Below are 24146 nucleotides of genomic sequence, written 5' to 3'. Positions count from 1 at the left end.
CCATGACGATCACTCCCGGCGTGCTTGGTGACTGGGCCATGGAAGTGGCTGCCTACACCGACGGCACCGCACCCACCATTTGGACGCGCGTCTACGGCATTACCGAGTTCACCCCACCACAGACTGAGAAGAACCTCGAAGATGACAGCGAGTTCGACGGCACCCACTGGGGTTCGCAGATCGCCACCGGCATCAGCTGGACCGGCGAAGCAACCCTGAAAACCCCGCGCGCCGGCATGGCTGCCGATCCTGGACAGGAAATCCTCAAGAGCGCATCACGCGAAGTGCTCGAAGGTGGTCTTGTGCATACCCGGTTCTGGCAAGAAGGCGCCACCACCGGCGACCAGGGCATCGCTGACGTTACGTTCGTGGCCAACGGCGGACCCAAAACCGACCTCACCACCGCCGCACTCACCCTCACCGGCCGCGGCGCACTGAACGATTTCACCGTCCCAACCGGCGGCTAACCACAAATCTCCGGTAGGCGTGTCGCGTCGAGGTGCACGCCTACCGGTCAACCTCGACAAGGAGCAAACCATGGGCAAGCTCAAAGACCTCTCCCAAATCATCAAGCCCGGCCACGACCTGCCAATCAACGGCAAGACCTACCATGTGCCGGCAGTGACCGCCGAAGTCGGTCTAGCATTCAATAGCTTCGTATCCGTGGCATTCCGTGCACAGCAAGCGAAGCAGAAGGAACAAGAATTCGTCCCCGACGATGACGACATGCAGATCCTCAACGACCAGCAGGAACACGACATGGTTCGTGACGTTCTCACGGGCGGACTGTGGGAAGAAATGGTTGAGGATGGTCTCACGTTCGAGCACATGCGCATCGCGTCCATGTATGCGCTCCTGCACGCCACCCAGGGCGAGGAAATCGCGGACAGGTTCTGGACTTCCGGGGGAAAAGCACAAGCGCCGAACAGGTCGGCGCGCCGAACGGCGACCCGGACCCGTACGGCCGCGGCCGGTACAACCCGGAAACGGGCCTAAGCGAACGATACGAGTACCCGGACGGCAAGCCACCAAACTCCGGGTTGCAATGGGTTGACCTGTTCACGCATTGGGCTCTGATCGAGTCGGATCTGCACCAGTTCTACAGCATCGACATTGAGTCAGGCATACTCCGGCAACGCTCATACCGATGGTTGATCGTTCGCGTTGCTGGCCTGTTCATGATCGAGCATTCAAGACTCAGGGTGAAAATCTACCCTCCGGAGAAGAACAAACAGCCAGGTAGGTCTCGCGGCCGATAGAGTCTAGGAGGCCAAATGGCACTGTCGATTGGTGAACTTGTCGGATACGTCGGTTTGGACACCGGGCCAGCCGACAAAGCGTTGGACGGCCTGCAAAACAAGATGAAGTCACCGAAGCTTGCCAAAGCGGCCATGGCAGGCGGTGCGATCGTTGGTGCCGCATTGGCCGCTGGCATGGCAAACGCGATCAGTGAAGATACTGCGGTGCGCGCCGTCCGCGCTACCCTAGACCCGGCGTCGGAAGAAGCTCAGAAGGCCGGAAACGTGGCCGGGGCACTATTCGCCAAGGGCTACGGAGAAAGCGCGGCAGACACGGGCGCCGCGGCTGCTGGTGTCATCACCTCCATCAAGGGGATGCGCACTGCCACCGAGGACGAGATAGCGAAAATGACCGGCACTGTCATGGACATGGCCAGCGTTTTTGAACTTGAATCAGACCGCGTCTCACAGGTCATCGGTCAGATGATCACCACCGGGCTGGCCAAGGACGGCGCCGAAGCTGCCGACCTTCTGACTGCGACTCTGCAAAAAGTGCCAAAGAACGTCCGCGAAGAAATCATTGATGCCACGGACGAATACGGGCCGTTTTTCCAGCAGCTCGGTATCAGCGGCGAGACAGCAATGACGATGCTGGCCGACGCGTCAGCTAAGGGCATGTACGGCATCGACAAGACCGGTGACGCCTTGAAAGAATTCACGATCCGGTCAACCGACATGTCGAAGTCATCCGGCGAAGCGTACAAGGCTTTGGGGCTGAGTCAAGAGCAGATGACTAAAGACCTGCTTGCTGGCGGGGATCAGGCAGAGCAAGCCTTTGCGAAGATCATTCTTGGATTGCAGGACATGAAAGACCCGGCCGCACAGTCACAAGCCGCCCTGGCATTATTTGGCACCCCACTGGAAGATCTGTCCACCGGTGAAATCCCGGGGTTCATCGATCAGCTGGCAAACCTTGACGGAGGCCTTGGCGACGTGGCCGGTGCCGCGCAGCGAGTCACTGACGAAATCCACTCCGGGCCGGGTGCTGCACTGACTGAGTTCAAAAACAGCATCATGACCGAGTTGGGCGATTCGCTGGCTCAGGTCTTACCGTATATTCAGCCAGTCCTTGATTTGCTGATCCAATTCGCACCTGTACTGATACCCCTTGTGGGTATCATTGGCCTACTTGCCGGTTCGATCATGCTGTGGGCGGGTGTGCAGTGGCTCTTGAACGCTGCCCTACTCGCTAATCCGATCACGTGGATTATTCTGGGCATCGTCGCGCTCATCGCTGCAATCGTTTTGCTGGTCGCCAACTGGGATTCAGTGGTTGCTTGGATCACCCAAATTTGGGGTGGATTCATCAACTGGTGCACTGGTGTGATCAACGGTTTCATGGGCTGGTGGAACGGTGTCTGGCAAGGTTTCCTCGACTTCCTTTCAGGGATCTGGACTTCGGCATCCGAAGGAATCTCAAGCTTCATTGACGGCGCCTTGCAGTGGTTCCGTGACCTGCCCGGGAACATCATGACCGCCCTAGGCGACATGGGTAGCCTGCTGCTTGACGCTGGTAAGCAAATCCTTCGGGGATTCCTTGACGGACTGACTGCAGGTTTTGAGAGCGTCAAGGATTTCGTTGGCGGTATCGGTTCGTGGATCGCGGATCACAAGGGACCGAAACAGTACGACCTTGGCCTGTTGGTTCCTGCTGGCGGATGGATCATGGACGGACTTGAATCCGGTATCGAAGCGTCCATGCCGTCACTCGGTACCACTTTGGGTGATGTGTCGTGGATGATCGCGAACGGCATTGACCCGCAAGTTGGTGTTCCTACTGGGGCCGGCGCAACTGTGCCTATGGAATCTGGTGGGTATACGTTCAACGTGACGATCGAGGGCCAAGAAGATCCCGAAACAACATGGCAGATCTTCAAATCCCGGGCCAACGACCAGCTGCGCGCGCAAGGCTCCGACATTCTGTTCGACTAAGGAGAACATGTGAGCAAGTCAGTAACCCTGGACGGGCAGATCCTCCACGGCCGGGACCGCTACGGTTCGTGGCGGATCAACTCGATGGAAGGCTGGTCTGAAACACCGGAACCCAAAACGAATGGGGAGCCCCGGCCATCGGCCAACGGCGACTACGACGCCGAGGTCTATTACGGGCCTCGGCTGGTCACCATCAACGGCCGGCTCATTGCCAAGACACCGGGCGACGCGTTCATGGCCCGGCAACATTTGACCTCGCTCCTGCGCAAGCCGGGCAAGTTCTCAGTTGACCAGTTCAACCAGATCCAGCATGCTGTGGCCCGCCGAGGACGGATTCAGCCCGGGAACATCGTAGGCCGTTGGCTGACCTTCCAGATGGAAATTCGGTTCATCGGGCCACAGAAGTTCGGCGAAGAGCGCATCTTCGTAGCAAAACCGAATGAATCTGTTGCGGCATTCCATCAGGGTAATCATCCAGCCAGTCCAGTAGCGACGGTCGCAGGGTCTTTCCCGGGCGGGTACACGCTGACATTGGCCGGTCTGAGTGTGGTCGTCACTGAACCGCTGACTTCCAGCGCCCCACACACCGTGGACTTCGCCAAAGGCCGGCTGTATAAGAACGGTGCCGTTGTCCGAGGTGGGATGTCCACCGCCATGCTTGGCAAGGTGGAACCATTTCAGCGGGATGCGTTCAGCATCTCACCGAACACCACCGGAAATGGTACAGCTACCCTGAGCATTTTCGACACTTTCATGTAGGAGGCCACGTGTATAAGGTCTGGTCAGTTTCTACGAAAACCTGGGGTGACCGGGTCTTGCTCCCAGTCAACGATGCGGGTTGGGGAGGGTCGATGAACGGTGGAACGTCAGCCCAAGCGACTCTGAAGCTTTCAGATCCGACAGTGGCGGAAGTCGCCGGCCTGAATGACTTGTACCCCGGCACCCGAGCGGTGCTGATCGAGTACGACGGTGTGATCGTGGACGATGGGATCATCTGGGATGCGGATTACAGTGAAGATTCTAAGACGCTCACGCTCTCCTACGAGTCGGCGGTTTGGTCGCTCATCGCCTTGCGCCTAATTAGCGAGACCCGAAACGAGACCATTGCGAAGTGGAAAAAAACTTATTCCAGCGTTGGATACACAACTCTGATCAAACGTCTTGTGCAGTTGGCTACTACTGGATCTGCCCGAGACATTCCGATCGTGTTCCCCGCGGACGCTTCGGGCACAAAGTCTCGCACCTACTACGGGTACAACCTTGACACGGCCATGGAGGCAATTCAGGAACTAACTGACCTGTCCGATGGACCCGACCTCGACTTCAGGCCTCGATGGACCAGCAACGGCACAGTCGAATGGGTCATGCGATGTGGCGACCTGACAGCTTCCACCGTGGAGATCAACTACTCAGCAGATGACTCCGGAGCCCGCGGGCTGGGAATCAAGACATCGGCCCGCGACATGGCCACTCAGGTTTTCGCCGTCGGCGAGGGGTCCGGTGTGGACATGCTGGTGCGCGAGTCCCAATCATCTGTCATTTCGGAGTATCCGCAGATGGAACGGATCGAGCAGTTCAAGAACATCAAGGCCGGCTCGCAACTGTATGACGCTGCAGCGTCCGAACTTGTCCAGCGCAATGGGACGACCAGGGCATTGAGGTGTCAGCTCGATCTGTCGTCAGATGCCATGTCCGTTTCGCAGTTGCGACCTGGCATGGTCTTGCGCTGGTACATCCGCAATAGCCCATATTTTGTTGCGGGCTGGCGCGAATGGGTGGTTTTGAAATACTCGGGAAGTATTGCTGGTCCGTGGGTGACGCTGGAATTCTTTGAGAAGGGCGGGTAGCTGTGGCACGTCGGGATTACTTGACTCGTAACAGGGTTGCTCGGGAGAAGTCGCAGAAGGCCACCTACGGGACTCAGACGCCACTATCGTCCGCAGCTGTGGAGCGTGGTCGTACACGGTGGCTTGACGGCTCTCAGGTCGTTATCGAGGGGCTGCTGAGTGTCTCTGGAACGGCCAGTATCTCGGGCACGTTGAATGCTTCAGGGACGATCAACTTGAGCGGGTCAACCGGCATCACAGGTCCACTGGTGGTCACCGGAACCACAACGATCAGCGGAAACACGTCGATCACGGGGGAGCTGGTCGTGACTGGCCCCACCACTCTCGATGGCGAAACTGAAATTGGTGGAGACACAACGATCACCGGAACCCTTGATATTGAAGGAAACACCACAGTGTCTGGGAAGCTTGACGTCACTGGCGCCATGTCAACGAAAGGAACCCTTTCGGTTGAGGGTGTGACAACGATCAAGAACGACTTGAACATCACTAGCGGTGGAAAGATCAAAGCTGGAAACTTGGAAATTGAGCCAGCAAACGGTGGCCAGATCAATTTCTCCAATGGATCAATCGCCGCGTCGAACACGTTCGGGCTGCTCATAACGCACAGCGAAGGGATTCAGCTCAACGGAGCTAGCGTCACTATTGCCGCGGCCACGAAGGCAGGCGCAACCGCCAACGTGCACATCGACAGCGCCGGCCGGTTGTGGCGGATTTAGTTATCTGACTCAAGGCAAAGAATCTTGAGCGCATAGGCACATATTAATTCAAGGAACCGACACATGGCAGACCTAGAAGAAGTCGCGGATCTTCGACGGCAAAATTTCATCCTCATGCATCAACTCAAAGAGTTCCGACAAGCGTTAGCTGACAGTCAATTCGCGCTCTCCCAGGCGAATGCAGAGCTCGCATTAGCAACCCAACCCACCGAATAACCCGGTGGGTTTTTTCATGCCTAAATAGATGGGGGCAGAATGCCACTAGTAACTGGTCGTCTCAGTGACCTCACGTCTTTGTCTCTGGCTCACAAGGAGCCCGAGCTGATTTTCACGCTCAACGCGGCGAACACCTCCGGTGGCGGGCTATATCCGTCTTACCCAACCGTGATTACGCCTGATGCTACGGGGTACTTTCAAGCGAACCTGGCTGCAACCGAGGACATGGTGGACGCTGGATGGTACACATTGCAGATCCGCATGCTTGGGCCATCTTCAGACGCACGCACAATCGTTGATTTTCCAAACTGGCGGGTATCTGTTCCGCGAGGTGGCGGGATCATTTCCAAGCTGATTGCCAACCGAGGAACTAACCCTTCACTGGTCTGGCAGTCCACCGAACCACCGCTGATGCCTCATGTTGGAATGAAGTGGTTGGACACAAACACTGGCCGTCTTTACGCGTTCCGTGCAGGATCGTGGAACGCCGCCACCGCCAACAGTGACTGGGTTCTTGTTCAGGATCTAACGGGCCCCTCAGGATACAACGCATTAGGCACTGAGCCACAACAGCAGACCATCGCAGACTGGCTATTGGGCACCGCAGGTGGAAACCCTCTCAAGGACGCGTTTGATGAAGCGGTAACCAAAGCTTCGGTGAATTCCGAAACGTTCATGCCTACCGCCAACATCACCTATAAGTACGATGCGGCGAAGAACAGCCGATACGAGGTAATCCGCGTACGCTGCAACGGCCGATTCCGCCCGGGGATTCTGCACAAAGAATATGCGAAAGATTTCCATCTCACTTCACCCGGCGGCGACAACTTCAAAGCTGGCCCTGATGTGGCGGAAGCACCCCAGGTTTTCGCAGCTAAACATGGCGCTGACATTCTCTTCAACGCGTCTGGCTGGGACACACTAGACCGGCCAACGAAGTACATGCTGCGTGGGCTGCAGATCAAAGACGGCGTCATGTACCGGGACTTTGAGCTGACCCAACGAGGCATGCACGCCTTAGGTGTGCGATCAGACGGAACCATGGCCGGGTACAAGGTCGAGGAAGGATGGACCGGCGCAAGCGTCCTGGCTGACGGAGTCGTGGAAACCTTCGGGTTTGGGCCACTGCTCGTCCACAACGGCATCGCCCAAGACATCGAGTCACTAAACGGGACCAACGGCAAGGTGGATTTCACCTCCTTAGTTTCAGCCTCGGCTAAGTCTGGGCGTCAGATCCTCGGACATACTGCGACTGGGGACATCTTGCTGATCAGCACCGTGGGCGTTTCTGCGGACAACGTGGGAATCGGCGGCAACGACATTAGTGCGTTGGCTGCAAGTGAGGGATGCTACAACGCCATCATGCTGGATGGCGGTGGGTCAGTTCAGACCATCTACGACGGTTACACCACGCATCCTTCCTCTGATTCGGCTGCATTGCGTACAGCCGGTGACATGGGAACTATTTTCGCCCGCTGCACCCAAGCCCCGGATTCGTCACGGACACAGGGAATTGAACCGTTGAAGTTGGACACCACTGTGACAGGGCCAAACCTGGGTGTCTACATGCCCGGCGCTGTTGTGCGGTCAGGAACGGTGAGCTTGTCCGGATCGCTTGTCCCCGCAGGTGGAGGGAATTGGCCTGCTAACACATGGATCATCGTCGGATCAGTCCCTGACAAGGCGCGACCCAAGAAGGACGTTGGTTCCGGGTCCTTCCTCACAGTACCACTCGGATCGGTTTCTGGAACTGCCAAGCTACAGATTCGAGCCTACGGACAGATGAGTATCAATCTTTCCGCTTCGGCGCCGTCAGTTGATCTTGACGGCGCTACTTACGCCGCTTTCTAAGGAGGCTGTTTTGGATTTTCCATCGAACATCACCACTGTCCCGATAACTGCCAGGCTACTGGTCGGCACCGTGGACGGACCAAACCCGGTGGTTGATCGTGAAGCGGTGCCAGGTCGGTTCGCAGTGGAGTTCGTTCCCGAGGTTGTCAAGGTTCCGGCCCCTGCAGCTACGGGTGGGCCGACGACGTTCTATCGTGGTGTTTCTTTGCCTGAGGTGGTGCGTGGAGTGGTGGACTCACGTGGCATTCTATGCACCGCAGACCCTGACGACCACCTGCGCCCGTCGCATGAGGGCGTGCGTCTGATGGCGACTGACGACGACATCATTTCTGTGAAGGACTGGACTTGGCGAGTCACTGTCAAATCATTGGATGGGAAGCTGATCGAGTCGTACAGTATTGCCGTACCGAAGAGCGCAGCCGAAAACGGACTAGACCTGACCAACCTTGCTCCTGTTCCGTCCACACCGGGGTATGGCATTCCGCAGGCAGAAGCCGCAGCTGCCGCCGCGGCGCAGGATGCACAGGCCGCGCGGGATGCAGCCGATGAGACGGTATCAGAGGGCGAGGTTGTGGGGAATGAGCTGATTCTCAAAAAGCGCAATGGTGAATCATTTTCGGCTGGGAACGTCCGTGGAGCGAAAGGAGACAAGGGAGACAGCGGAGAACGTGGGCCGCAAGGATTACCCGGCAGCCCGGGTGAAATTACTTTCGCCAGCGGAGATGCTCGATATCCAAAGCGCGGAGAATTAACTGTCAATGTCATGGACTATGGGGCTGTCGGTGGCCTGGGCAACACTGATGACCGCGAAGCTGTCATGGCCGCGCTTGACGTCATCGCAGATAACGGGGGCGGCACACTGCTCTTCCCAGCTGGAAATACGTTTTGGTGGTCCCAAATCGTCCCACTGGAACCTCGTCATTCTAATTTGAAGGTCAGTGGATATGGAGCCCGTATTGGAAAGAAAAACGTTGGTGATGCTAACTACGCAATTTTTTCCGGAAAAAGTATGGGAGCCCGCGGTTATGGTTCCGGGGTTAGGAATGTAGTCTTCGAAGGAATTACATTCTTCGGAGACTTAGCAATCAACCGAGACGCGTGTGCTTTTGCCGGAAATCATGCGGAAAACGTTACGTTCAAGCATTGTGTCTTTTACGGCATGCAAGGACAGGGTCACACTGTTGATCTTGGAGGTTGCCGAAACATCAATTTCGAGTGGTGTGATTTCCTGGGTTCAACATTGGGAAGAACTGGTAATAATCTACGCGCCGAATGTATCCAGATGGACATCAGTGCCGCCGGCGCCGCAAGCGCTCCGGACTCTGCTGGCTCATGGTCCGGGCTCCCAACAGTTGGAGTCACAGTCAAGAACTGCAACTTCCTACCACTGACCATCGGAGCAACGAAGTACCCCGCACCGAAACCACTAGGTTCTCATGCACGACGCGAGGGTGCATACTTCGAAAATGTGCGGTTCATGTACAACAATATTGTGGACCCACTATTTGATGTAACAAGCGAACTGCCAGGGGACATACATTTCACGGGAGCCCGAAACGTGAAAATTATGTACAACACGTGGACACTGACAACCCCAGCTGCGCATATCGCAATCGGCTTCTATTCCTATGACCGGGGAACGCTGTCAAACGCGAACAATGAACCGAGCGAAACAGCCAATCCGGTCGTGCAAATTTCGGCTCAACCATATAGGGACATCGAAGTTTCACACAATGAATTCTATGGATTCAGCGGAGCAGCTTTGGATCGTGGTTATGTGCAGTTCAAAAACTTCGGCAACAACTTCACAACAGTTGTTGGTGAACACGTCAAAGTTAGTCACAACTTCTACGAATGTGTTTCCACAACAGCCGGCATGAACGCGCTCCTCGTAGAGGATACAAAGAACGTAAAGCTACTTGGCGACACCGTAAAGGGGCGTGTGAGGGCTTTGCAGGCTCGACGCGTAAACACACTGTCTGTGACTGCTGTTGACACAAACGACACAGGTACGCAGTCGATCAACCTAACAGACTGCAACGGATTCAGCGTGAACGGTAACACGCTTGTTGCAGGTGGTTCACTGCCCGGAATCCTAGTCAATTCGGGTTCTTCAAATGGCACGGTGATGGGCAATAGTGTCGGCGGTGGAAGCTCTAGCCCAACTCAAATTGCAGGAAGCAACGTTATTGCGACCGGTAACGTAGTTAGCTAACCACAAGCGCCCCAGACCTGGGGCGCTTGTTGGGTATACTCTTCAACATGACTCGAATCCTAATTAGAGCCGGTAAATCGCCATTCGATGCGTACTCAGCTCATGAAACTTTCGACACAAACTTGATCGGAAGTAACAACGGTAATCTGATCTTTGCGTCAGCCACACACAAGCTTCTATCTGCTGAGGGCGTTTCCATTGGAACACGCATGTTCGGATGGAGCGAAGCGCTCGCTGCGAAAGCTAGCGACGAATACGACATGTTCGTCCTTCCTCTTGCAAATGCTTTCCGTCCGACCTTCGAAGGTCAACTGAAAAAGATAACTCAGTTCATTGACAAGCTCACCATTCCAACGGTGATGCTTTCGGGTGGGGCTCAGTCTCACAACGGATCATTCGACCACCTGAAGCCGATGGAACCTACCATCAAAGCATTCTGCAAAGCTGTACTGCGCAAGTCATCGCACATCACTGTGCGTGGGGAGCGAAGTGCAGAGTACATTCGTAGCCTTGGATTCACAGACGTAATGGTGATCGGCTGCCCTTCCCTGACCACCAACGGACCTGGTCATACTGTTCCGCAGCTGGCTGAAAAGGACAGCTACAGGATTGCTTACAACATTGAAACGTCCAAAGACCTTTTGGGAGAATTGATCTCCGAGGTTGAGCGCAATCACGACGCAACTTACTTCCCGCAGGATCTAGCAACCATGGAAATGATGCTTTGGGGTCTGGACAAGCAAAAGCCTAAGCGTGATCAGAGGTTGCCACTCTATTCATCGCACAATCAGTTCGCTTCGGATAAGGCAGAGTTCTTCCTGGATGCCTCCACATGGATTCGGCGCATGAAGGATTTCGATTTCAGTTTCGGTCCTCGCATCCACGGGAACATCGTGCCAATTCTGGCGGGCACTCCATCTGTAGTGTTTGCTCATGATTCCCGCACACAGGAACTTGTTGAGTACCACGAGATTCCTCATTTCAAACCATCTGAAGTGAAGAACGTCAAGAGTCTTGATGAGGTTGTTGAGCGTGCTGATTTTACCAAGTTCAACGCTGGGCATTCTGCTCGCGTTAACAAGGTTAAGTGGTTCTTGAACGAAAACGGTATCAAGACGATCTTTGACGAAGGCGAAGAAAAAGCTCGTGCATCCTACGAAGCTTCTTTGACTGAGGTCGCTCTTCCACCTGCACAGGGAACTGACTGGGCTAGCATGAGCGTCAACGAACGCTACCGACTTTCACATCAGCGCACTCAAGCTATTGAGGTACGGAAGCTGAAGGCCGAAAACCAGAAGCTGCGCGACGCTTTGTCTAAGGCTAGTTCGTCCCTGGCCACGGTCTAGGTTTGATCGAGATGGCCTCCGCTATTCGTGGGGGCCATCTTGTATGTCAGGACAGACTCAACGTTTGGGTACAAGGTTTAAATCTCACATAGGGGGTAAGTTGAGCTCGACTAACGCTCGGCAGAAGTTCAAGCTTGGTAAACAAGCGGAGAAGCAGCATGACTTCGAAGCGGCGAAAGCGTTCTACAGTGAAGGACTTGACTTAGACCCAGACGCTTCAGTAGCTGACTGGGAAATGCTCAATAAGACACCCAGGGCGTTTCCTGAACGTCGAGCGATACGAGCAATGCTTCGCATCAGGTTGGCTGATTTCACTAGAAATGCTTACAACGAGTCAAGCAAATTTGGTGAAGATTTCCAGAACCCCAAGGTCTTCATGTACTGGGGTCAAGGGTTTGATGCCGCTCCGCCTATTGTCCAGTCTGCTCTACGATCCACGATTGCGCACCACGGGCGTGAAAATGTAGTTCTTATAGATGACTCGAACGCTCACGAATGGGTCAATTTTCCAGACAGGATATGGGAAATCGGAAAAAAATACAGGACTGCTTTCTCCGATCTGTTGCGTGTTGAATTACTTGCTGAGCATGGCGGTATATGGTCGGATGCGACATGCTTTTCGACAGAGAGCGCACTAGGAAAGTTTGAATCCATGACTAACGAAAGTGGCTTCTTCGCTTTCGGCAAGGGGAGTCCTGGTGTGATTTCTAGTTGGTTCATGGCTAGTCGTCCGCATAGCTACATAGCCTGCATGATGCGAGATGCTATGCGCTTATATTGGAGTGTTTATGACCGCCCGATAACTTACTACTATATGCATCAGATCTGGTTGCAGTTGTACCGGATGGATGATCGGTTTAGGGCGTATGCGGATCGTATTCCGAATCTTGGGGTTGATCCTCGGGCGGTAAATCGAGCTATGTTGCGTCAGCGATCAGAAGTCGATGTTTCATCGTTGCTTGACGGTAGCTTTGTTCATAAGCTCACTTATAAGAATCCTCCGGAGCTAGTTACGAAGGATACGGTCGCGCACTATATGACCACTATCTAAATTGTAGATATTTGGCTAGGCCCTCACCAATGGTGGGGGCCTTAGTCGTATCCGGAAGAAACTACTTGGTGGACAACAGGAAGGATAAACCATTGAAATTTGTAGAGATTAGCGATTCATCCGAGTTAGAAGCTATCCCTGTCGGGTCTGATGTACTCGACCAGGAGCGAGCAGTATTCACCAAGACCGAAAACGGGAAGTGGCAAGATCAAATGGACAGGGCCTGGCAAAAGAAACCGAAGCTCCCGGCGTACCTAATCCTTGAGTGATACATCGTGATCTCTATTGGAGTAAAAAATGACTAAAAAAACCGTACGTCGCATCTGTCGTCAAGACAGTATCTGTCTGGCTGAACGTGCCTGGTCCAATATAGGCACGGTGACAATCTACGTTGCGCTGATGTTGCAGGTCTGGTGCTTCCTTCGAGGCTTTGACTCAATCCTTGCCATCACGCTGTGGGCCGTCGGGCTTGCATGCAGGTGGGCTGGGGAAAGAGCTGGGCGACTTGCTGACGCTCAACAGGTTCTTACTTGGGCTGATGAGATGGATGAGAAACTTGCTGATGCTCTGGACCCGTGGAGGTTGAAAGCCTGATGGATCAGATCTCTTGGCCCGCGATAGATGAGCCCTTGCCTTGTAATCGTGCCGACCCCGAAGGAACCTATGCCTGTAATACCTGAATTTTTTGGTGGTCCGAATGGTTGGATGGGGACCATCGCAGTGTTGCTTGTGCTTACGGCATTCTTCTGGAAACCGGTGAAAGTGATCTGGGCGCGACTCAAGGAGCTCGCTGCTTTTCTGGACCAGTGGAATGGGAAGCCTGAGAAGAAAGACCGCTCAGGGCAGATTGTTCAGCACGCAGAGCCAGGGATGGCAGCAAGAATTTTGACGCTGGAGGAGAAGACTGAACGAATCCACCATGAGGTCACCCCGAACCATGGAGGGTCTCTGAAAGACGCAGTTAGCCGTATCGAGAACAACTTGAAGGAGACTGCCTACAAGCTTGCTGAAACGACCGAGAAGTTGGATGAACACATCGTGGTCGCCAAGGAGTCGGATAAAGCACAGGAGCAGCTTGTTAAGGACGTCGGCAAGCTGACTAATCAGTACATCAAGGACTAGCTGCTCGCTGGTCCATTATTTTTTGCCCTGCCACGGTGTGTGGCGGGGCTTTCGTATACCTAGGAGGAATTATGGGCACGATGATTAGCCCGGTCGCTGGGCGTGTGTCGTCTGAGTGGTCGAAGAACCGTAAGCACCCGGTGACTGGCCGGGTTACGTCGCATGCTGGCATTGATATTGCTGCACCGGTTGGCACTGATGTTGTGGCTGCGTTTGGTGGCAGGGTCATTTCGGTGCGTAAGGATAGCTTCAACGGCGACACTCGGTTGTGGAAGGGCGTGAAGTCCGGCAATCACATTCTGATCAAGAACACCGATGACGCGTGCCAGTACTACGGGCACCTATCCGAGGTAGACGTCAGCGTCGGCGACACTGTTGTGCAGGGGCAGAAGATCGGCGAAGTCGGCCAAACAGGTGTCGTCACCGGACCACACCTGCACCTTGAAACGTGGTCTAACGACAACCTGACCTCGCATTTCAACCCGCGCATCCTATTCCAACGTTACAGCCTCACCCCAGGTAGCGCGCCGGCCAAAGTAACCATCAAACCAGCCGGCAACACCAGCAAGCCCAGCGCGCCGAAATACACCACCGTCCGCAAAGGATCACGCAACAGCACCGTCGGCGAAGTGCAGGCCGCTCTACGCAAGCAGGGGTACACCAAACAGATCGTAGACAACGACTTCGGCGCGCAGACTCAAGCGAACGTCAAAGACTTCCAGAAGCGTACCGGCCTCGTGCAAGACGGCATCGCCGGACCCATCACCCAGAAACGACTAGGACTCTAGGAGAAACCACCATGGGCAAGTACGAAGCAAAAGGGACAGGCCTTAGCGCCTGGACCAACCGTAAGACCATCTACACCGTGGCGATTGTGGTGCTGGCCGTAGCGCTGGCCGGCTTAATCACTTTCGGTGTCATTACCCGGGAGCAGATCACCGAGTTTGTCGATACGCTCGGCTGGCTCGTCGGCATCCTAATGGGTGTTGTCGGACTTGTCGCAGCCACGCTGGCACGTAACAACGTCGAACCCCCAGCAGAATAAACGGGACCGCCCCACCCTCGGTTGAGGGTGGGGCGGATTTCTTTCGTTAAGTCATCCAAACGCTGCGTCAGCTATCGACGCGCCTCGGGCGTGTGCGCCCTCAACCAGATGGCTGTACCTGTCCACCGTTGTTTTCACTGATTCGTGACCTAGACGCCGAGACAGCTCATACATGTCCATGCCGGCGGCTAACATCATTGACGCGTGCGTATGCCTGATGTCATGGGGCCGCGGTCGGCGTTCTTTCGGCACCCCGAGGTCTGTCCATGCTTGCCCCCAGATCTTGTGATAGGCGGAGGAGCGAATCTGACGGCCGAACACGGTCTTGAACACCAATTCATCATCCCCGCGGTTCGCGAGCAATGGAAGCATGATTTTGTCTGCCTGGCGCGACAATGAGACTGACCGTTTGCCCTTCCGGGTCTTAGGCGCTCCGAGATAGAACTTGTAATTATCATCTTCCTTCCACGCTTTGGTGATGCGCAGGACGGACGTGGCGCCAACGTGTCCGAAGTCTGGTTTCTGCACGGCGGTGAGTTCTCCGAACCGGGCCCCAGAGTAGAGGAGCATCCGAGAGAACGGGACGTAGTGCTCGTGCATGACGCCCATGAGGTCGTTCCATTGGTCGATTGGGATGATCTGCATCTGTTCGGTGGGTCTGTTGTCTTTGGGGAGGCGTACTCCGGCGCAGGGGTTGTGGTCGATGATGCGGAGTCTGATCCCGGTGGAGAAGGCGGCGGATAGCAGGCCGCGGTGGTTTGCAATGGTTTTTGCTTGCAGGCTTTTGCTGGCCATATAGCGTTGCCAGTCCACAATGTGCTCGGAGGTGACGCGGCGGATCTTCATGGCACCGAAGTCGCCGGCGAAGTGCTGGCTGAGGGATTTGCGGTACCGGCTCAGTTGGTAGTCGCCAACGTCGGTGAGTTGGTCGATGTGCCGTATCAGGAGTTCAGTGACCGTGGGGCCGTGCTCGATTTGGTTCTCGATGGATTCGACGGCGCGGGCAGTGTCACCGCCCGCGGCTTCAATGATTGCTTTCCATTGAAGCGCGTCTTTTTCGGTGTTGAACGATTGGGATTCGCGGGTGCCGTTGGTGATCCATCGGACGCGGTGTTTGGTGTCTCCGGAGGGGGTTTGGTATTTGTCGAGGCTTGCCATGTGAATAGTGTGAATTACTCAGCCGACAGTTCATGACCAAAATAGTTAATTCCATGACCACCACAAAAAGAAAACCCCTACCTGAGTAGGGGTTTCTCGGCGGACACGGGGGGATTTGAACCCCCGGTCGAGTTTAACCCCGACCCTTCATTAGCAGTGAAGTCCATTCGGCCGCTCTGGCACGTGTCCATCCGCTGTTTCCAGCAGAATTAAGCCTACCCGAAGATAGCCGTCTGTTCCAAAACGAGAGATCTATCTGACCTGACGCCACAGAAATTCGTAACTTGTTGCCAACATTTTTGCGGTCGACTCGTTATCTGTTGAACCGGCGTGGCCTCCTCCGTCGGGCTCGTGATACCTCACATTGGCAATACCCAGCTCCATCATCTTGGCGGCCATCACCCGAGCCTGCGAGGGCCCCACCCGGTCATCTGAGGTAGTTGTCCAGATGAGCCAGGCCGGATAGTCATCCTGGGGATGCGGCTGATCCGTCAGCCGGTGGACCGGCGAAAAGGTTTTGAGGAACTTCCAGTCCGCTTCAATATCCGGGTCGCCATACTCTGCAATCCACGAGTGGCCGGCTGCCAAGTGCGTATAACGCTGCATATCCAGCAACGGCACACCACAAGAGATTGCCCCGAACAGTGTTGGGTAGCCGGTGATCATGTTTCCCATGAGAAGCCCGCCATTTGAACGTCCCGTAGCGGCAAGGTGGGATCGCTGGGTCACCCCACGGGCAACAAGGTCTTTTGCGATAGCCGCGAAATCTTCGTAGGCACGGTGGCGTTTCTCCCGTAGCGCGGCACGGTGCCAGTCAGGACCGTATTCTCCACCTCCTCGAATGTTGGTCATGACATAGACCGGACGACGCCCATCCGTGTTCTTCCGGCTGAGCCAGCCCGTACCCATGGCCGGCGCGTAACCTGGCGTCATGCTGTGCTGGAAACCACCGTAGCCGTCCATGAGCACCGGGTTCTTGCCATCCAGAGGCAGGTCACGTGCCGCGACCTGGAAATACGGTACGCGGGTTCCGTCGACCGAGCGGGCGAAATGCTGGGTTACTTCAAAATCAGTGGCCTCGAACCGTTCGGGAGATTTTTTGACGAGCTGGTTTGCCCCGCCCACGGTGCCTCGCAGCAACGTGGTGGGTGTGGTGAATCCGGTAACCGTCATCCAGTAGTCATTTGGATGTTCGAGGTCTTCATCGTCCACCGCGGCGACCGAAACACTGAGCATCGGGTCTTCGAGCGGCAGAGTGGTTTGATCAAAATTTTTGGTCAGCTCAATGACGCGTACTTCCGCAGCAACATCCTTTAGCACCGTGAGCAGCAGGAAGTCTGCCGTGAAACTCAGCGACTGAAGCGAGGTGCTTGCATCCGGGGTGAACAAGAGGCGTTCGATGGAACCGTCGTTCACAAACGAATCCAGTTTCGCCAACGCCAGGGAACCTGCAGGAATCAGTTGCCCCTGATGGCTCCAACTGGTTTGCGGAGCCAATAGCAGCCACTGGCGGTGCAGGCTGACCTCCACATCGGTAGGCACATCGATGATGTGGTGCTGTCCGTCGCGCAGCACTCCGGTACGCGAATTGTAAAAATCGATGGCATCGGTGGTGACGATTCGTTGGAAACCCGGGGTGGAATCGAAGTAGCCGAACGCCGCTACATGCTCACGGTCGACCTCATAGATGGTGGGTGCTGTTTCCAGCGTTGCGCCACGTTCAAGCCTGCGCAGGGTGCTGGCGTAGGTGGATCTGGTGGTGTTTTCTTTGGTTGTTGCCGATCCGACCAGCAAGGTATCCGCATCGATCCAAGAAACATTGGTTTTCGCCACCGCCAGGTCGAATCCGTCTTCTGGAAAGGTGAGGCCGTCCAAATCGAACTCCCGGACCCGCACCTGATCCCCTCCATCTGGGCTCAGCCGGATCAGCGCACGGCGATGCGGCTGGCCGTCAGCGGGGCGCAGGAGTTGGGACCCGGCGAAATGCCAGTCGCCGCCCTCAGCCACGGCATAGGCGTCGAGATCAAGGAGGGTTTCCCACACCGGTGACGTAGCGAGGTACGAATCCCAGGTAGTGCGACGCCACACACCCAAACGATGCTCGGCATCCCGCCAGAAATTGTAGTAATACTCCCCGCGTTTGGTGACCATGGGAATGCGGTCCACGGAATCCAACACGGTCTTGAGCCGCTGAACCGTGCTGGCGAAATCCTGGTCGTAGAGTTCGGCTTCGGTTCGCTCGGTTTGTTCACGGACCCAATCCAGGGCGGTTTCGTCGTGAATTCCCTCGAGCCAGGTGTAGTCATCAGGGCGGTGGTCAGCAGTAGCGGCACGGTCAGTCATGCTCACAGTCTAAGGCCCGGTGAGGCACCACCGCCGGAGGGGTAATACCCTAGGAGTGTGAGCACCTTGACGCAGAAACCCCGAGACGAGTTCAGCCTTGCAATCGTCGGCGCCGGACCGCGTGGCACCAGCGTCCTCGAACGACTGGCCGCCTTGGCCCAGCGCCTACCCGAAGGGTCGGCACGTGTGCGGGTGAGCGTTTTTGATCCCTACCGTCCTGGTTCAGGGCACGTCTGGAATCCGTTGCAACCGGATCATTTTCTGATGAATACCCCTGCCTCCTTTCCCACGGTGGCACCGGAGCGCCGGGAGAACGAACCAGGGCTGAGCTTCGCTCAGTTTGTAGCGGCCCGGGGTGACGGCAAAAAGATGAGTGAAGCCCACCTGGCTTTGCTTCACGAGATCACGGACGGAAGTTATCCTGCCCGCTCCCTGTATGGGGAATACCTGGAACATGTGTATGACCGTAGCGTCGCGGTTTTGGAGGCGCACCCGAGTTTTGAGATCTCCTATGTGCAGGGGGAAGTACTGGCGGTACGCCCAGAGGCCAACGGGTACCGTGTGCAGTTCAACCGCACCGCAACCCCGCAAACCGCACCCGAAGACCTTGAGGCTGATGGTGTGGTGCTCGCCCTTGGGCACCAGAGCGCCGAATTGAATCCCTGGCAGAAGCAACTTCAACGTTCGGCCGTTCAGGCAGGGGCCACCTATATACCGCCGAACGTTCCAGCCGACCTGGACTATTCGCAATTCGTTGCGGGGCAGCCGGTACTAATCCGTGGACTCGGGCTGAACTTCTTCGACGGCATGGTGGAACTGACCGTGGGCCGTGGCGGAATTTTCCGTGACATCAGCGACGAACCGGGTGCTCGAATCGAGTACATTGCCTCCGGGCGCGAACCCCATCTCATTGTGGCATCACGCCGCGGGGCCCCGTACTGGGGCAAACCTGTCGTTGACCAATTTATCCCGGATGAGATCAACCTCCGCTACTTTGACGCCGAGCAACTCATCGGCCAACTGGCCGAGGCTCGCGCCGCCAATCCCGACGCAACGCTGATTTTCTCCCGCCATATCTGGCCGAATCTTCATCGCGACATCATGTTTGCCTACTACCGCCAATGTGCGGTGGCCTGCGAGCATCGGTGGGAGATACCCGCCGCCGAATTCATCCTCCGCCTCGAAAACATCTTGGAGTCCGAACACCACGAAGGCAATCAGGTGTGGTTGGGGGAGCTACGCGAATTTATTGCCGGGTTCCCGGATCTCGAATGGCTGGATGTGCCGTCACTAGCTAAACCCTTCGACCAGATGGGATTCGGCTCCGCTGCGGAATACCAGCAGGCAGTGCGCAACTACATGCAGGACAACGCTCGGCATAGCGCAAAGGGGCTGGACGATCCGCTATCTCGGGCCATCATGACCATGAACCTGGGACGGATGGTCATCAAGGATCTGGTGGTGAAGGGAATTCTTGATCAGCAATCACGCATCGAAGAAGTCCAAGCGCATTTTGAACCGCTCGTCGAAGGCCTGTCCTCAGGCCCGCCGCTGCAACGTATCGAACAGTTGCTTGCGCTCTCGCGAGCCGGTTTGGTCAGCTTTGTGGGTCCGGAACCCGACTTCGGTTTTAATGAGGTCGACGGGCTGTTCACCGCATCCTCGCCGTGGGTTGATGCCGAAGTTTATACGGCTCGTACCCTCTGTGAGGCGATGATGCCCGCGAACCGGGTATTGCAAAATGACACTCCGCTGATCAGCCAGCTGCTCACCGAACACGTTGCGCGGGTGCACACCTGGAACAACGCCGAGGGCGAAGTCCTGCCGGGTAGCGGCTTCGACGTGGTGGGAGAACCTTACCGGCTGGTCAACGGGGAGGGACTGGCACATCGGGGCATCTTCGTCTTGGGCCTTCAGCTGTCCTCCGCGCAGTGGGGAACTGCCATCGCGGCTCAGGCCGGCCCGGTGGAGAATCCCGCTGCCAGAACCCTGCAAGATGCCCAATATGTCGCCAATGAGGTTGCCCGACTGATAGGACTGCCCTACAACGAACTGCAGCTGCAACCCACCACGGATGAGGCAGGCCTGTAGCTGCGGCCGTAGTGCCCTTGGGCGGACAAGGGCCTTGCCGAAACACAAAAAAACCTCCGGGACTCGGAGAACCGAGAACCGGAGGTTTTTATCACCGCGGATGGTAAGAGATTCGAACTCTTGGTACGGGGTTACCGCACACTGGTTTTCAAGACCAGCTCCTTCGGCCGCTCGGACAACCATCCAACCCCAAAAACTATACGGCATGAACAGCCAAGGAAAGGAATCGACACCCATGAACGACGTTATGAACGCCTACATTTACCGTGAGGCCGGTGGCCCGGAAGTGATCGAAAGGCAGCAACGCCAAATCCCTGCGGTCGAACCAGGGCAAGTGCTGATCAAAACCGCGGCCTTCGGACTCAACCGGGCCGACGTGCAACAGCGCAGAGGTGTATATCCGCCACCACCAGGCGCCAGCGACATCCCCGGGCTGGAAGTCGCCGGAACCATTGCCTCCGTGGGCGATGGAGTAACCGGTTGGCAGGTAGGGGACCGGGTTGCGGCCCTGTTAGCTGGTGGCGGTTATGCGCAGTACGTCAACGTTGATGCCCAGCTGCTGATTCGGATCCCGGAGAACCTCGCCTTCACCGACGCGGCGGCTCTTCCAGAAGTCGCCGCAACAGTGGTTTCCAACCTGTTTGTGGAAGGCGAGCTGCGTGAAGGTCAGAGCCTGCTCATCCACGGTGGCGCCGGGGGGATTGGTTCCATGGCGATCCAGCTGGCCAAAGCCGCCGGGGCGACCGTTTACGTCACCGCGTCCTCACCCGAGAAACTGGACTACTGCACCGAACTAGGTGCCGACGCAGGAATCAACTACGAAGACGAGGACATTGCTGAACGTGTCCGAGAGCTGACCTCAGGCCGAGGTGTCGACCTGATCCTGGATGTTGTGGGTGCGAAGTATCTGCAACTTAACCTCAAAGCGCTCGCCGTCGGGGGACGACTGGTGGTGATCGGGTTGCAACAAGGTGCTAAAGCGGAGCTCAACCTCGGACTGCTGCTGGCTAAACGCGCCAGGGTTATCGGGACAACCCTGCGCGCCCGTCCGTTGGCCGAAAAATCCGAAATCATTGCGCAAACAGTGAAGCATGTGCTCCCGCTGCTGAGGGCGGGCAAACTTGAACTGAATGTTAGTAAGACTTTTAGTTTTTCCGAGCTGGCTAGTGCCCATGAATATTTCGACTCGGGAGTTCATATCGGAAAAATTGTCGTAGAAGTTTGATTTTTCCCCATCGGGTGGGCGTAGAGTGGCAGGCGTAACGCCAAAACCGTGACCTGCGCCATGGCGACAGGTTGCGATCATCACTTGTCCCATCTGAGGAGGTTGCTCCGAGTGAGTACCCAAAACACCCTGCCCCCAGCCGGTGTTGATCCGGAAGTTGCTGAAAAAGAAGAACGGAAATGGACCCCGCTGCGTATTGCACTATGGGTTGCCATCGCCGTGATCGGCGGCGTCGCCTGGTCCATCCTGGCCTTCTCCCGCGGGGAGACCATCAACGCCATTTGGTTTGTCTTCGCCGCGGTGGCGACGTATCTGATCGCGTACCGCTTTTACTCGAAATTCATCGAGCGCAAAATTGCCAAACCCGATGATTTCCGCGCCACCCCGGCCGAGAGTATCAACAACGGCCGGGATTATGTGCCCACCGACCGGCGGGTGCTGTTTGGCCATCACTTCGCGGCGATTGCCGGAGCCGGTCCGCTGGTCGGTCCGATTCTGGCCGCGCAGATGGGTTACCTGCCGGGGACCATCTGGATCATCGTAGGCGTGGTGCTGGCCGGAGCGGTCCAGGACTACCTGGTGATGTTCTTCTCGATGCGCCGCGGCGGTCGTTCACTGGGTCAGATGGCGCGCGAGGAATTGGGTTTGATCGGCGGCACCGCGGCCCTGATCGCCACCCTGGCAATCATGATTATCATTACCGCGATTTTGGCACTTGTGGTTGTCAACGCCTTGGGCGAATCGGCCTGGGGTGTCTACTCGGTTGGCTTGACGATTCCAATTGCACTGTTCATGGGTATCTACCTGCGCTTTATCCGCCCGGGTAAGGTGCTGGAAGTCTCGATCATCGGATTTGTCCTGCTGATGTTCGCCATCATTTCCGGACGCTGGATCGCCGAGTCGCCGTGGGGCGCCGAGTTTTTCCACCTTGATCGAACCACCATTGCGTGGGCCATCATTGTCTACGGTTTTATCGCTGCGGTACTGCCGGTGTGGTTGCTGCTGGCCCCACGCGACTACCTGTCGACCTTCATGAAGATCGGTGTGATCCTGCTGCTGGCCGTGGCAATTCTGGTGGTTCAGCCGGATATCAGTGTTCCTGCCGTCTCCGAGTTCGCTTCGCGTAGTGATGGGCCGGTGGTCTCGGGGCATCTGTTCCCGTTCCTTTTTGTGACGATTGCCTGCGGAGCGCTCTCCGGGTTCCACGCGTTGATTGCTTCCGGAACAACCCCGAAGCTGGTTGAGAAGGAAAAGCAGACCCGTTTCTTGGGTTACGGCGGAATGCTGATGGAGTCCATGGTGGCAATCATGGCGTTGGTTGCCGCGATTTCAATTGATCGTGGTGTGTACTTCGCCATGAACGCTTCCTCGGCGGCCACCGGAGGCACCGTGGAAACAGCAGTGGCTTTCGTGAACTCCCTAGGGCTAGCCGGGGTGAGCCTGGAACCAAGCACGCTGACCGAACTGGCGAACAACGTGGGCGAAAACAATGTGGTCTCCCGCACCGGTGGCGCCCCAACCTTGGCAGTGGGTATCGCCCACATCATGCACCAGTGGTTTGGCGGCACGGCGATGATGGGATTCTGGTACCACTTCGCCATCATGTTTGAGGCGCTGTTCATCCTGACCGCTGTTGACGCCGGGACCCGTGTTGCCCGCTTCATGCTGCAGGACACCATTGGCAACTTCATCCCGAAGTTCAAGGACAATTCATGGCGTCCGGGTGTGTGGGTGTGTACGGCGATCATGGTTGCTGGCTGGGGATACATTTTGATCCTTGGTGTGACCGACCCGTTGGGCGGTATCAATACGTTCTTCCCGCTATTCGGTATCTCCAACCAGCTGCTGGCAGCTATTGCCCTGGCGGTGGTCATGGCCATCATGGCCAAACGCAACCAATTCAAGTATCTGTGGGTGGTGGCGCTTCCGTTGGCCTTCGCGGTTGTCGTGACCTTCGTGGCCAGCTGGCAGAAGATCTTCTCGACGGATGTGAAGGTAGGTTACTTCGCCAACCACAATGCCTACAAGGAAGCATTGGCGGCCGGCGAAACCTCGCTGGGCTCAGCCAAGAGCGTTGAGGCCATGGAAGCCGTTGTCCGTAATACCGGTGTGCAGGGCTGGCTGTCGGTGATCTTCTTGGTGCTTGCCGCGATCGTGATTGCCGCCGCGATTATCGTCACTATCAAGGCAAAGATTAACGGCGGTGGAGAAAACACCGAAGATCCGGTGATCGAGTCCAAAATCTATGCACCGTCGGGCCTGATTTCCAGCCCTGCTGAGAAAGAGTTGGCTGCAGCATGGAAAAACGTTGCCCCCGAGCATCAAATTCACCGAGGCGGACACTAGTTGTGGCTGGCCTACGTGAACAATTGAGTCGGGCGAAGCGATTCGTCGACGGAGTGCTGGGGGCAGACAAGTACCAGCACTACCTCGAACATCACGCACGGACTCATCCGGGTCAGGTGCCGATGACAGAGCGTGCTTTCTGGAAGGATTACGCGGCTTGGCAGGATAACAATCCGCAGGGTCGCTGCTGCTGAGACCGACTGCCAGCACAGTGAATGGGCGTCCGCTTTTGCGGGCGCCCATACGCACCTGCCTGATGCGGCCAGGAGGTGTAACTTGTGAATTCCACCTCTAGCTAAACCGCCCGGTAGGCTGGTAGCAACTTGAAACGACAACCTGCA

Annotated in this window: 21 protein-coding genes and 2 tRNA genes; 19 read left to right on the top strand and 4 right to left on the bottom strand. The window is 56.3% G+C overall.

Annotated elements, in window-relative coordinates; all coding sequences use genetic code 11:
- Positions 1-2: 2 nt before the first annotated feature.
- The 15 genes from ACIOWL_RS10235 to ACIOWL_RS10165 all read left to right on the top strand — a co-directional run bounded on the left by ACIOWL_RS10235 (position 3) and on the right by ACIOWL_RS10165 (position 14642).
- On the top strand, positions 3-467 hold the full coding sequence (locus ACIOWL_RS10235) for a phage tail tube protein (RefSeq protein ID WP_400384408.1): 465 nt from the start codon (positions 3-5) through the stop codon (positions 465-467).
- A gap of 70 nt (positions 468-537) precedes the next feature.
- The gene (locus ACIOWL_RS10230; RefSeq protein WP_400384406.1) at positions 538-996 is read left to right on the top strand and encodes a hypothetical protein; all 459 of its coding nucleotides are present in this window, start codon (positions 538-540) and stop codon (positions 994-996) included.
- Between the two features lie 278 nt (positions 997-1274).
- On the top strand, positions 1275-3230 hold the full coding sequence (locus tag ACIOWL_RS10225; RefSeq protein WP_400384404.1) for a phage tail tape measure protein: 1956 nt from the start codon (positions 1275-1277) through the stop codon (positions 3228-3230).
- 9 nt (positions 3231-3239) lie between these two features.
- On the top strand, positions 3240-3989 hold the full coding sequence (locus ACIOWL_RS10220) for a hypothetical protein (protein WP_400384401.1): 750 nt from the start codon (positions 3240-3242) through the stop codon (positions 3987-3989).
- A 92-nt stretch (positions 3990-4081) separates the two neighbouring features.
- Complete coding sequence (locus ACIOWL_RS10215; protein ID WP_400384399.1) at positions 4082-5077, top strand: hypothetical protein; 996 nt, start codon at positions 4082-4084, stop codon at positions 5075-5077.
- A gap of 248 nt (positions 5078-5325) precedes the next feature.
- On the top strand, positions 5326-5796 hold the full coding sequence (locus tag ACIOWL_RS10210; protein WP_400384396.1) for a hypothetical protein: 471 nt from the start codon (positions 5326-5328) through the stop codon (positions 5794-5796).
- 63 nt (positions 5797-5859) lie between these two features.
- Positions 5860-6012, top strand: coding sequence for a hypothetical protein (locus tag ACIOWL_RS10205; RefSeq protein WP_400384393.1), 153 nt, complete (start codon positions 5860-5862; stop codon positions 6010-6012).
- Positions 6013-6051: 39 nt separating this feature from the next.
- Positions 6052-7863: a phosphodiester glycosidase family protein gene (locus ACIOWL_RS10200; RefSeq protein WP_400384390.1), complete on the top strand. Its 1812-nt coding sequence runs from the start codon at positions 6052-6054 to the stop codon at positions 7861-7863.
- 10 nt (positions 7864-7873) lie between these two features.
- A complete protein-coding gene (locus tag ACIOWL_RS10195) occupies positions 7874-10078 on the top strand; it encodes a hypothetical protein (RefSeq protein ID WP_400384387.1) in 2205 nt (734 codons plus the stop codon).
- A gap of 47 nt (positions 10079-10125) precedes the next feature.
- Positions 10126-11424 (top strand): polysaccharide pyruvyl transferase family protein, encoded by a 1299-nt coding sequence (locus ACIOWL_RS10190; protein WP_400384384.1) that lies wholly within the window; start codon positions 10126-10128, stop codon positions 11422-11424.
- Positions 11425-11524: 100 nt separating this feature from the next.
- Positions 11525-12475 (top strand): capsular polysaccharide synthesis protein, encoded by a 951-nt coding sequence (locus tag ACIOWL_RS10185; protein WP_400384382.1) that lies wholly within the window; start codon positions 11525-11527, stop codon positions 12473-12475.
- A 297-nt stretch (positions 12476-12772) separates the two neighbouring features.
- A complete protein-coding gene (locus tag ACIOWL_RS10180) occupies positions 12773-13069 on the top strand; it encodes a hypothetical protein (RefSeq protein ID WP_400384379.1) in 297 nt (98 codons plus the stop codon).
- A gap of 69 nt (positions 13070-13138) precedes the next feature.
- Positions 13139-13597 carry a hypothetical protein gene (locus ACIOWL_RS10175; RefSeq protein ID WP_400384377.1) on the top strand — a complete coding sequence of 153 codons (459 nt, stop codon included), beginning with the start codon at positions 13139-13141 and terminating at the stop codon, positions 13595-13597.
- Between the two features lie 71 nt (positions 13598-13668).
- Complete coding sequence (locus tag ACIOWL_RS10170; protein ID WP_400384374.1) at positions 13669-14385, top strand: peptidoglycan DD-metalloendopeptidase family protein; 717 nt, start codon at positions 13669-13671, stop codon at positions 14383-14385.
- 11 nt (positions 14386-14396) lie between these two features.
- Positions 14397-14642, top strand: coding sequence for a hypothetical protein (locus ACIOWL_RS10165; RefSeq protein WP_400384373.1), 246 nt, complete (start codon positions 14397-14399; stop codon positions 14640-14642).
- A gap of 51 nt (positions 14643-14693) precedes the next feature.
- Here ACIOWL_RS10165 and ACIOWL_RS10160 read toward each other — a convergent pair whose 3' ends face one another.
- The 3 genes from ACIOWL_RS10160 to ACIOWL_RS10150 form a co-directional block, all read right to left on the bottom strand.
- On the bottom strand, positions 14694-15800 hold the full coding sequence (locus ACIOWL_RS10160; RefSeq protein ID WP_400384370.1) for a tyrosine-type recombinase/integrase: 1107 nt from the start codon (positions 15798-15800) through the stop codon (positions 14694-14696).
- Positions 15801-15900: 100 nt separating this feature from the next.
- A tRNA-Ser gene (locus ACIOWL_RS10155) sits at positions 15901-15989 on the bottom strand.
- Between the two features lie 63 nt (positions 15990-16052).
- The gene (locus tag ACIOWL_RS10150) at positions 16053-18143 is read right to left on the bottom strand and encodes a prolyl oligopeptidase family protein (RefSeq protein ID WP_400384368.1); all 2091 of its coding nucleotides are present in this window, start codon (positions 18141-18143) and stop codon (positions 16053-16055) included.
- 57 nt (positions 18144-18200) lie between these two features.
- On the opposite strand from ACIOWL_RS10150, the gene ACIOWL_RS10145 reads away from it, so the two are divergent.
- Positions 18201-20234, top strand: coding sequence for an FAD/NAD(P)-binding protein (locus ACIOWL_RS10145; protein WP_400384366.1), 2034 nt, complete (start codon positions 18201-18203; stop codon positions 20232-20234).
- 97 nt (positions 20235-20331) lie between these two features.
- Here ACIOWL_RS10145 and ACIOWL_RS10140 read toward each other — a convergent pair.
- A tRNA-Ser gene (locus ACIOWL_RS10140) sits at positions 20332-20419 on the bottom strand.
- Between the two features lie 62 nt (positions 20420-20481).
- Between ACIOWL_RS10140 and ACIOWL_RS10135 the strand changes: the two genes are divergently transcribed.
- From ACIOWL_RS10135 to ACIOWL_RS10125, 3 genes are read left to right on the top strand one after another with little or no spacing between them, the layout of a single operon-like run.
- A complete protein-coding gene (locus ACIOWL_RS10135; RefSeq protein ID WP_400385090.1) occupies positions 20482-21459 on the top strand; it encodes an NAD(P)H-quinone oxidoreductase in 978 nt (325 codons plus the stop codon).
- Positions 21460-21519: 60 nt separating this feature from the next.
- Positions 21520-23805 carry a carbon starvation CstA family protein gene (locus tag ACIOWL_RS10130; RefSeq protein ID WP_400384363.1) on the top strand — a complete coding sequence of 762 codons (2286 nt, stop codon included), beginning with the start codon at positions 21520-21522 and terminating at the stop codon, positions 23803-23805.
- Entirely contained in the window at positions 23757-23999 is a 243-nt protein-coding gene (locus ACIOWL_RS10125; RefSeq protein WP_400384360.1) for a YbdD/YjiX family protein, read from the top strand. The genes ACIOWL_RS10130 and ACIOWL_RS10125 overlap by 49 nt, the downstream gene beginning before the upstream one ends.
- The last annotated feature ends 147 nt before the right edge of the window (positions 24000-24146 follow it).

Origin of the sequence: Glutamicibacter sp. NPDC087344 (assembly GCF_044744225.1) — a bacterium.
In the GTDB taxonomy this organism is placed as follows: Bacteria; Actinomycetota; Actinomycetes; order Actinomycetales; family Micrococcaceae; genus Glutamicibacter.
Note: the sequence above shows the minus strand (reverse complement) of the source record. Positions and strands in the feature narration are given on the sequence as shown.

What these genes read in the sequence shown, in the direction of transcription:
- ACIOWL_RS10235 (WP_400384408.1), top strand. Translation starts at nt 3, where the DNA reads ATGACGATCACTCCCGGCGTGCTTGGTGACTGGGCCATGGAAGTGGCT.
- ACIOWL_RS10230 (WP_400384406.1), top strand. Translation starts at nt 538, where the DNA reads ATGGGCAAGCTCAAAGACCTCTCCCAAATCATCAAGCCCGGCCACGAC.
- ACIOWL_RS10225 (WP_400384404.1), top strand. Translation starts at nt 1,275, where the DNA reads ATGGCACTGTCGATTGGTGAACTTGTCGGATACGTCGGTTTGGACACC.
- ACIOWL_RS10215 (WP_400384399.1), top strand. Translation starts at nt 4,082, where the DNA reads ATGAACGGTGGAACGTCAGCCCAAGCGACTCTGAAGCTTTCAGATCCG.
- ACIOWL_RS10205 (WP_400384393.1), top strand. Translation starts at nt 5,860, where the DNA reads ATGGCAGACCTAGAAGAAGTCGCGGATCTTCGACGGCAAAATTTCATC.
- ACIOWL_RS10200 (WP_400384390.1), top strand. Translation starts at nt 6,052, where the DNA reads ATGCCACTAGTAACTGGTCGTCTCAGTGACCTCACGTCTTTGTCTCTG.
- ACIOWL_RS10190 (WP_400384384.1), top strand. Translation starts at nt 10,126, where the DNA reads ATGACTCGAATCCTAATTAGAGCCGGTAAATCGCCATTCGATGCGTAC.
- ACIOWL_RS10180 (WP_400384379.1), top strand. Translation starts at nt 12,773, where the DNA reads ATGACTAAAAAAACCGTACGTCGCATCTGTCGTCAAGACAGTATCTGT.
- ACIOWL_RS10175 (WP_400384377.1), top strand. Translation starts at nt 13,139, where the DNA reads ATGCCTGTAATACCTGAATTTTTTGGTGGTCCGAATGGTTGGATGGGG.
- ACIOWL_RS10170 (WP_400384374.1), top strand. Translation starts at nt 13,669, where the DNA reads ATGGGCACGATGATTAGCCCGGTCGCTGGGCGTGTGTCGTCTGAGTGG.
- ACIOWL_RS10165 (WP_400384373.1), top strand. Translation starts at nt 14,397, where the DNA reads ATGGGCAAGTACGAAGCAAAAGGGACAGGCCTTAGCGCCTGGACCAAC.
- ACIOWL_RS10160 (WP_400384370.1), bottom strand. Translation starts at nt 15,800, where the DNA reads ATGGCAAGCCTCGACAAATACCAAACCCCCTCCGGAGACACCAAACAC.
- ACIOWL_RS10150 (WP_400384368.1), bottom strand. Translation starts at nt 18,143, where the DNA reads ATGACTGACCGTGCCGCTACTGCTGACCACCGCCCTGATGACTACACC.
- ACIOWL_RS10135 (WP_400385090.1), top strand. Translation starts at nt 20,482, where the DNA reads ATGAACGCCTACATTTACCGTGAGGCCGGTGGCCCGGAAGTGATCGAA.
- ACIOWL_RS10130 (WP_400384363.1), top strand. Translation starts at nt 21,520, where the DNA reads ATGGCGACAGGTTGCGATCATCACTTGTCCCATCTGAGGAGGTTGCTC.
- ACIOWL_RS10125 (WP_400384360.1), top strand. Translation starts at nt 23,757, where the DNA reads ATGGAAAAACGTTGCCCCCGAGCATCAAATTCACCGAGGCGGACACTA.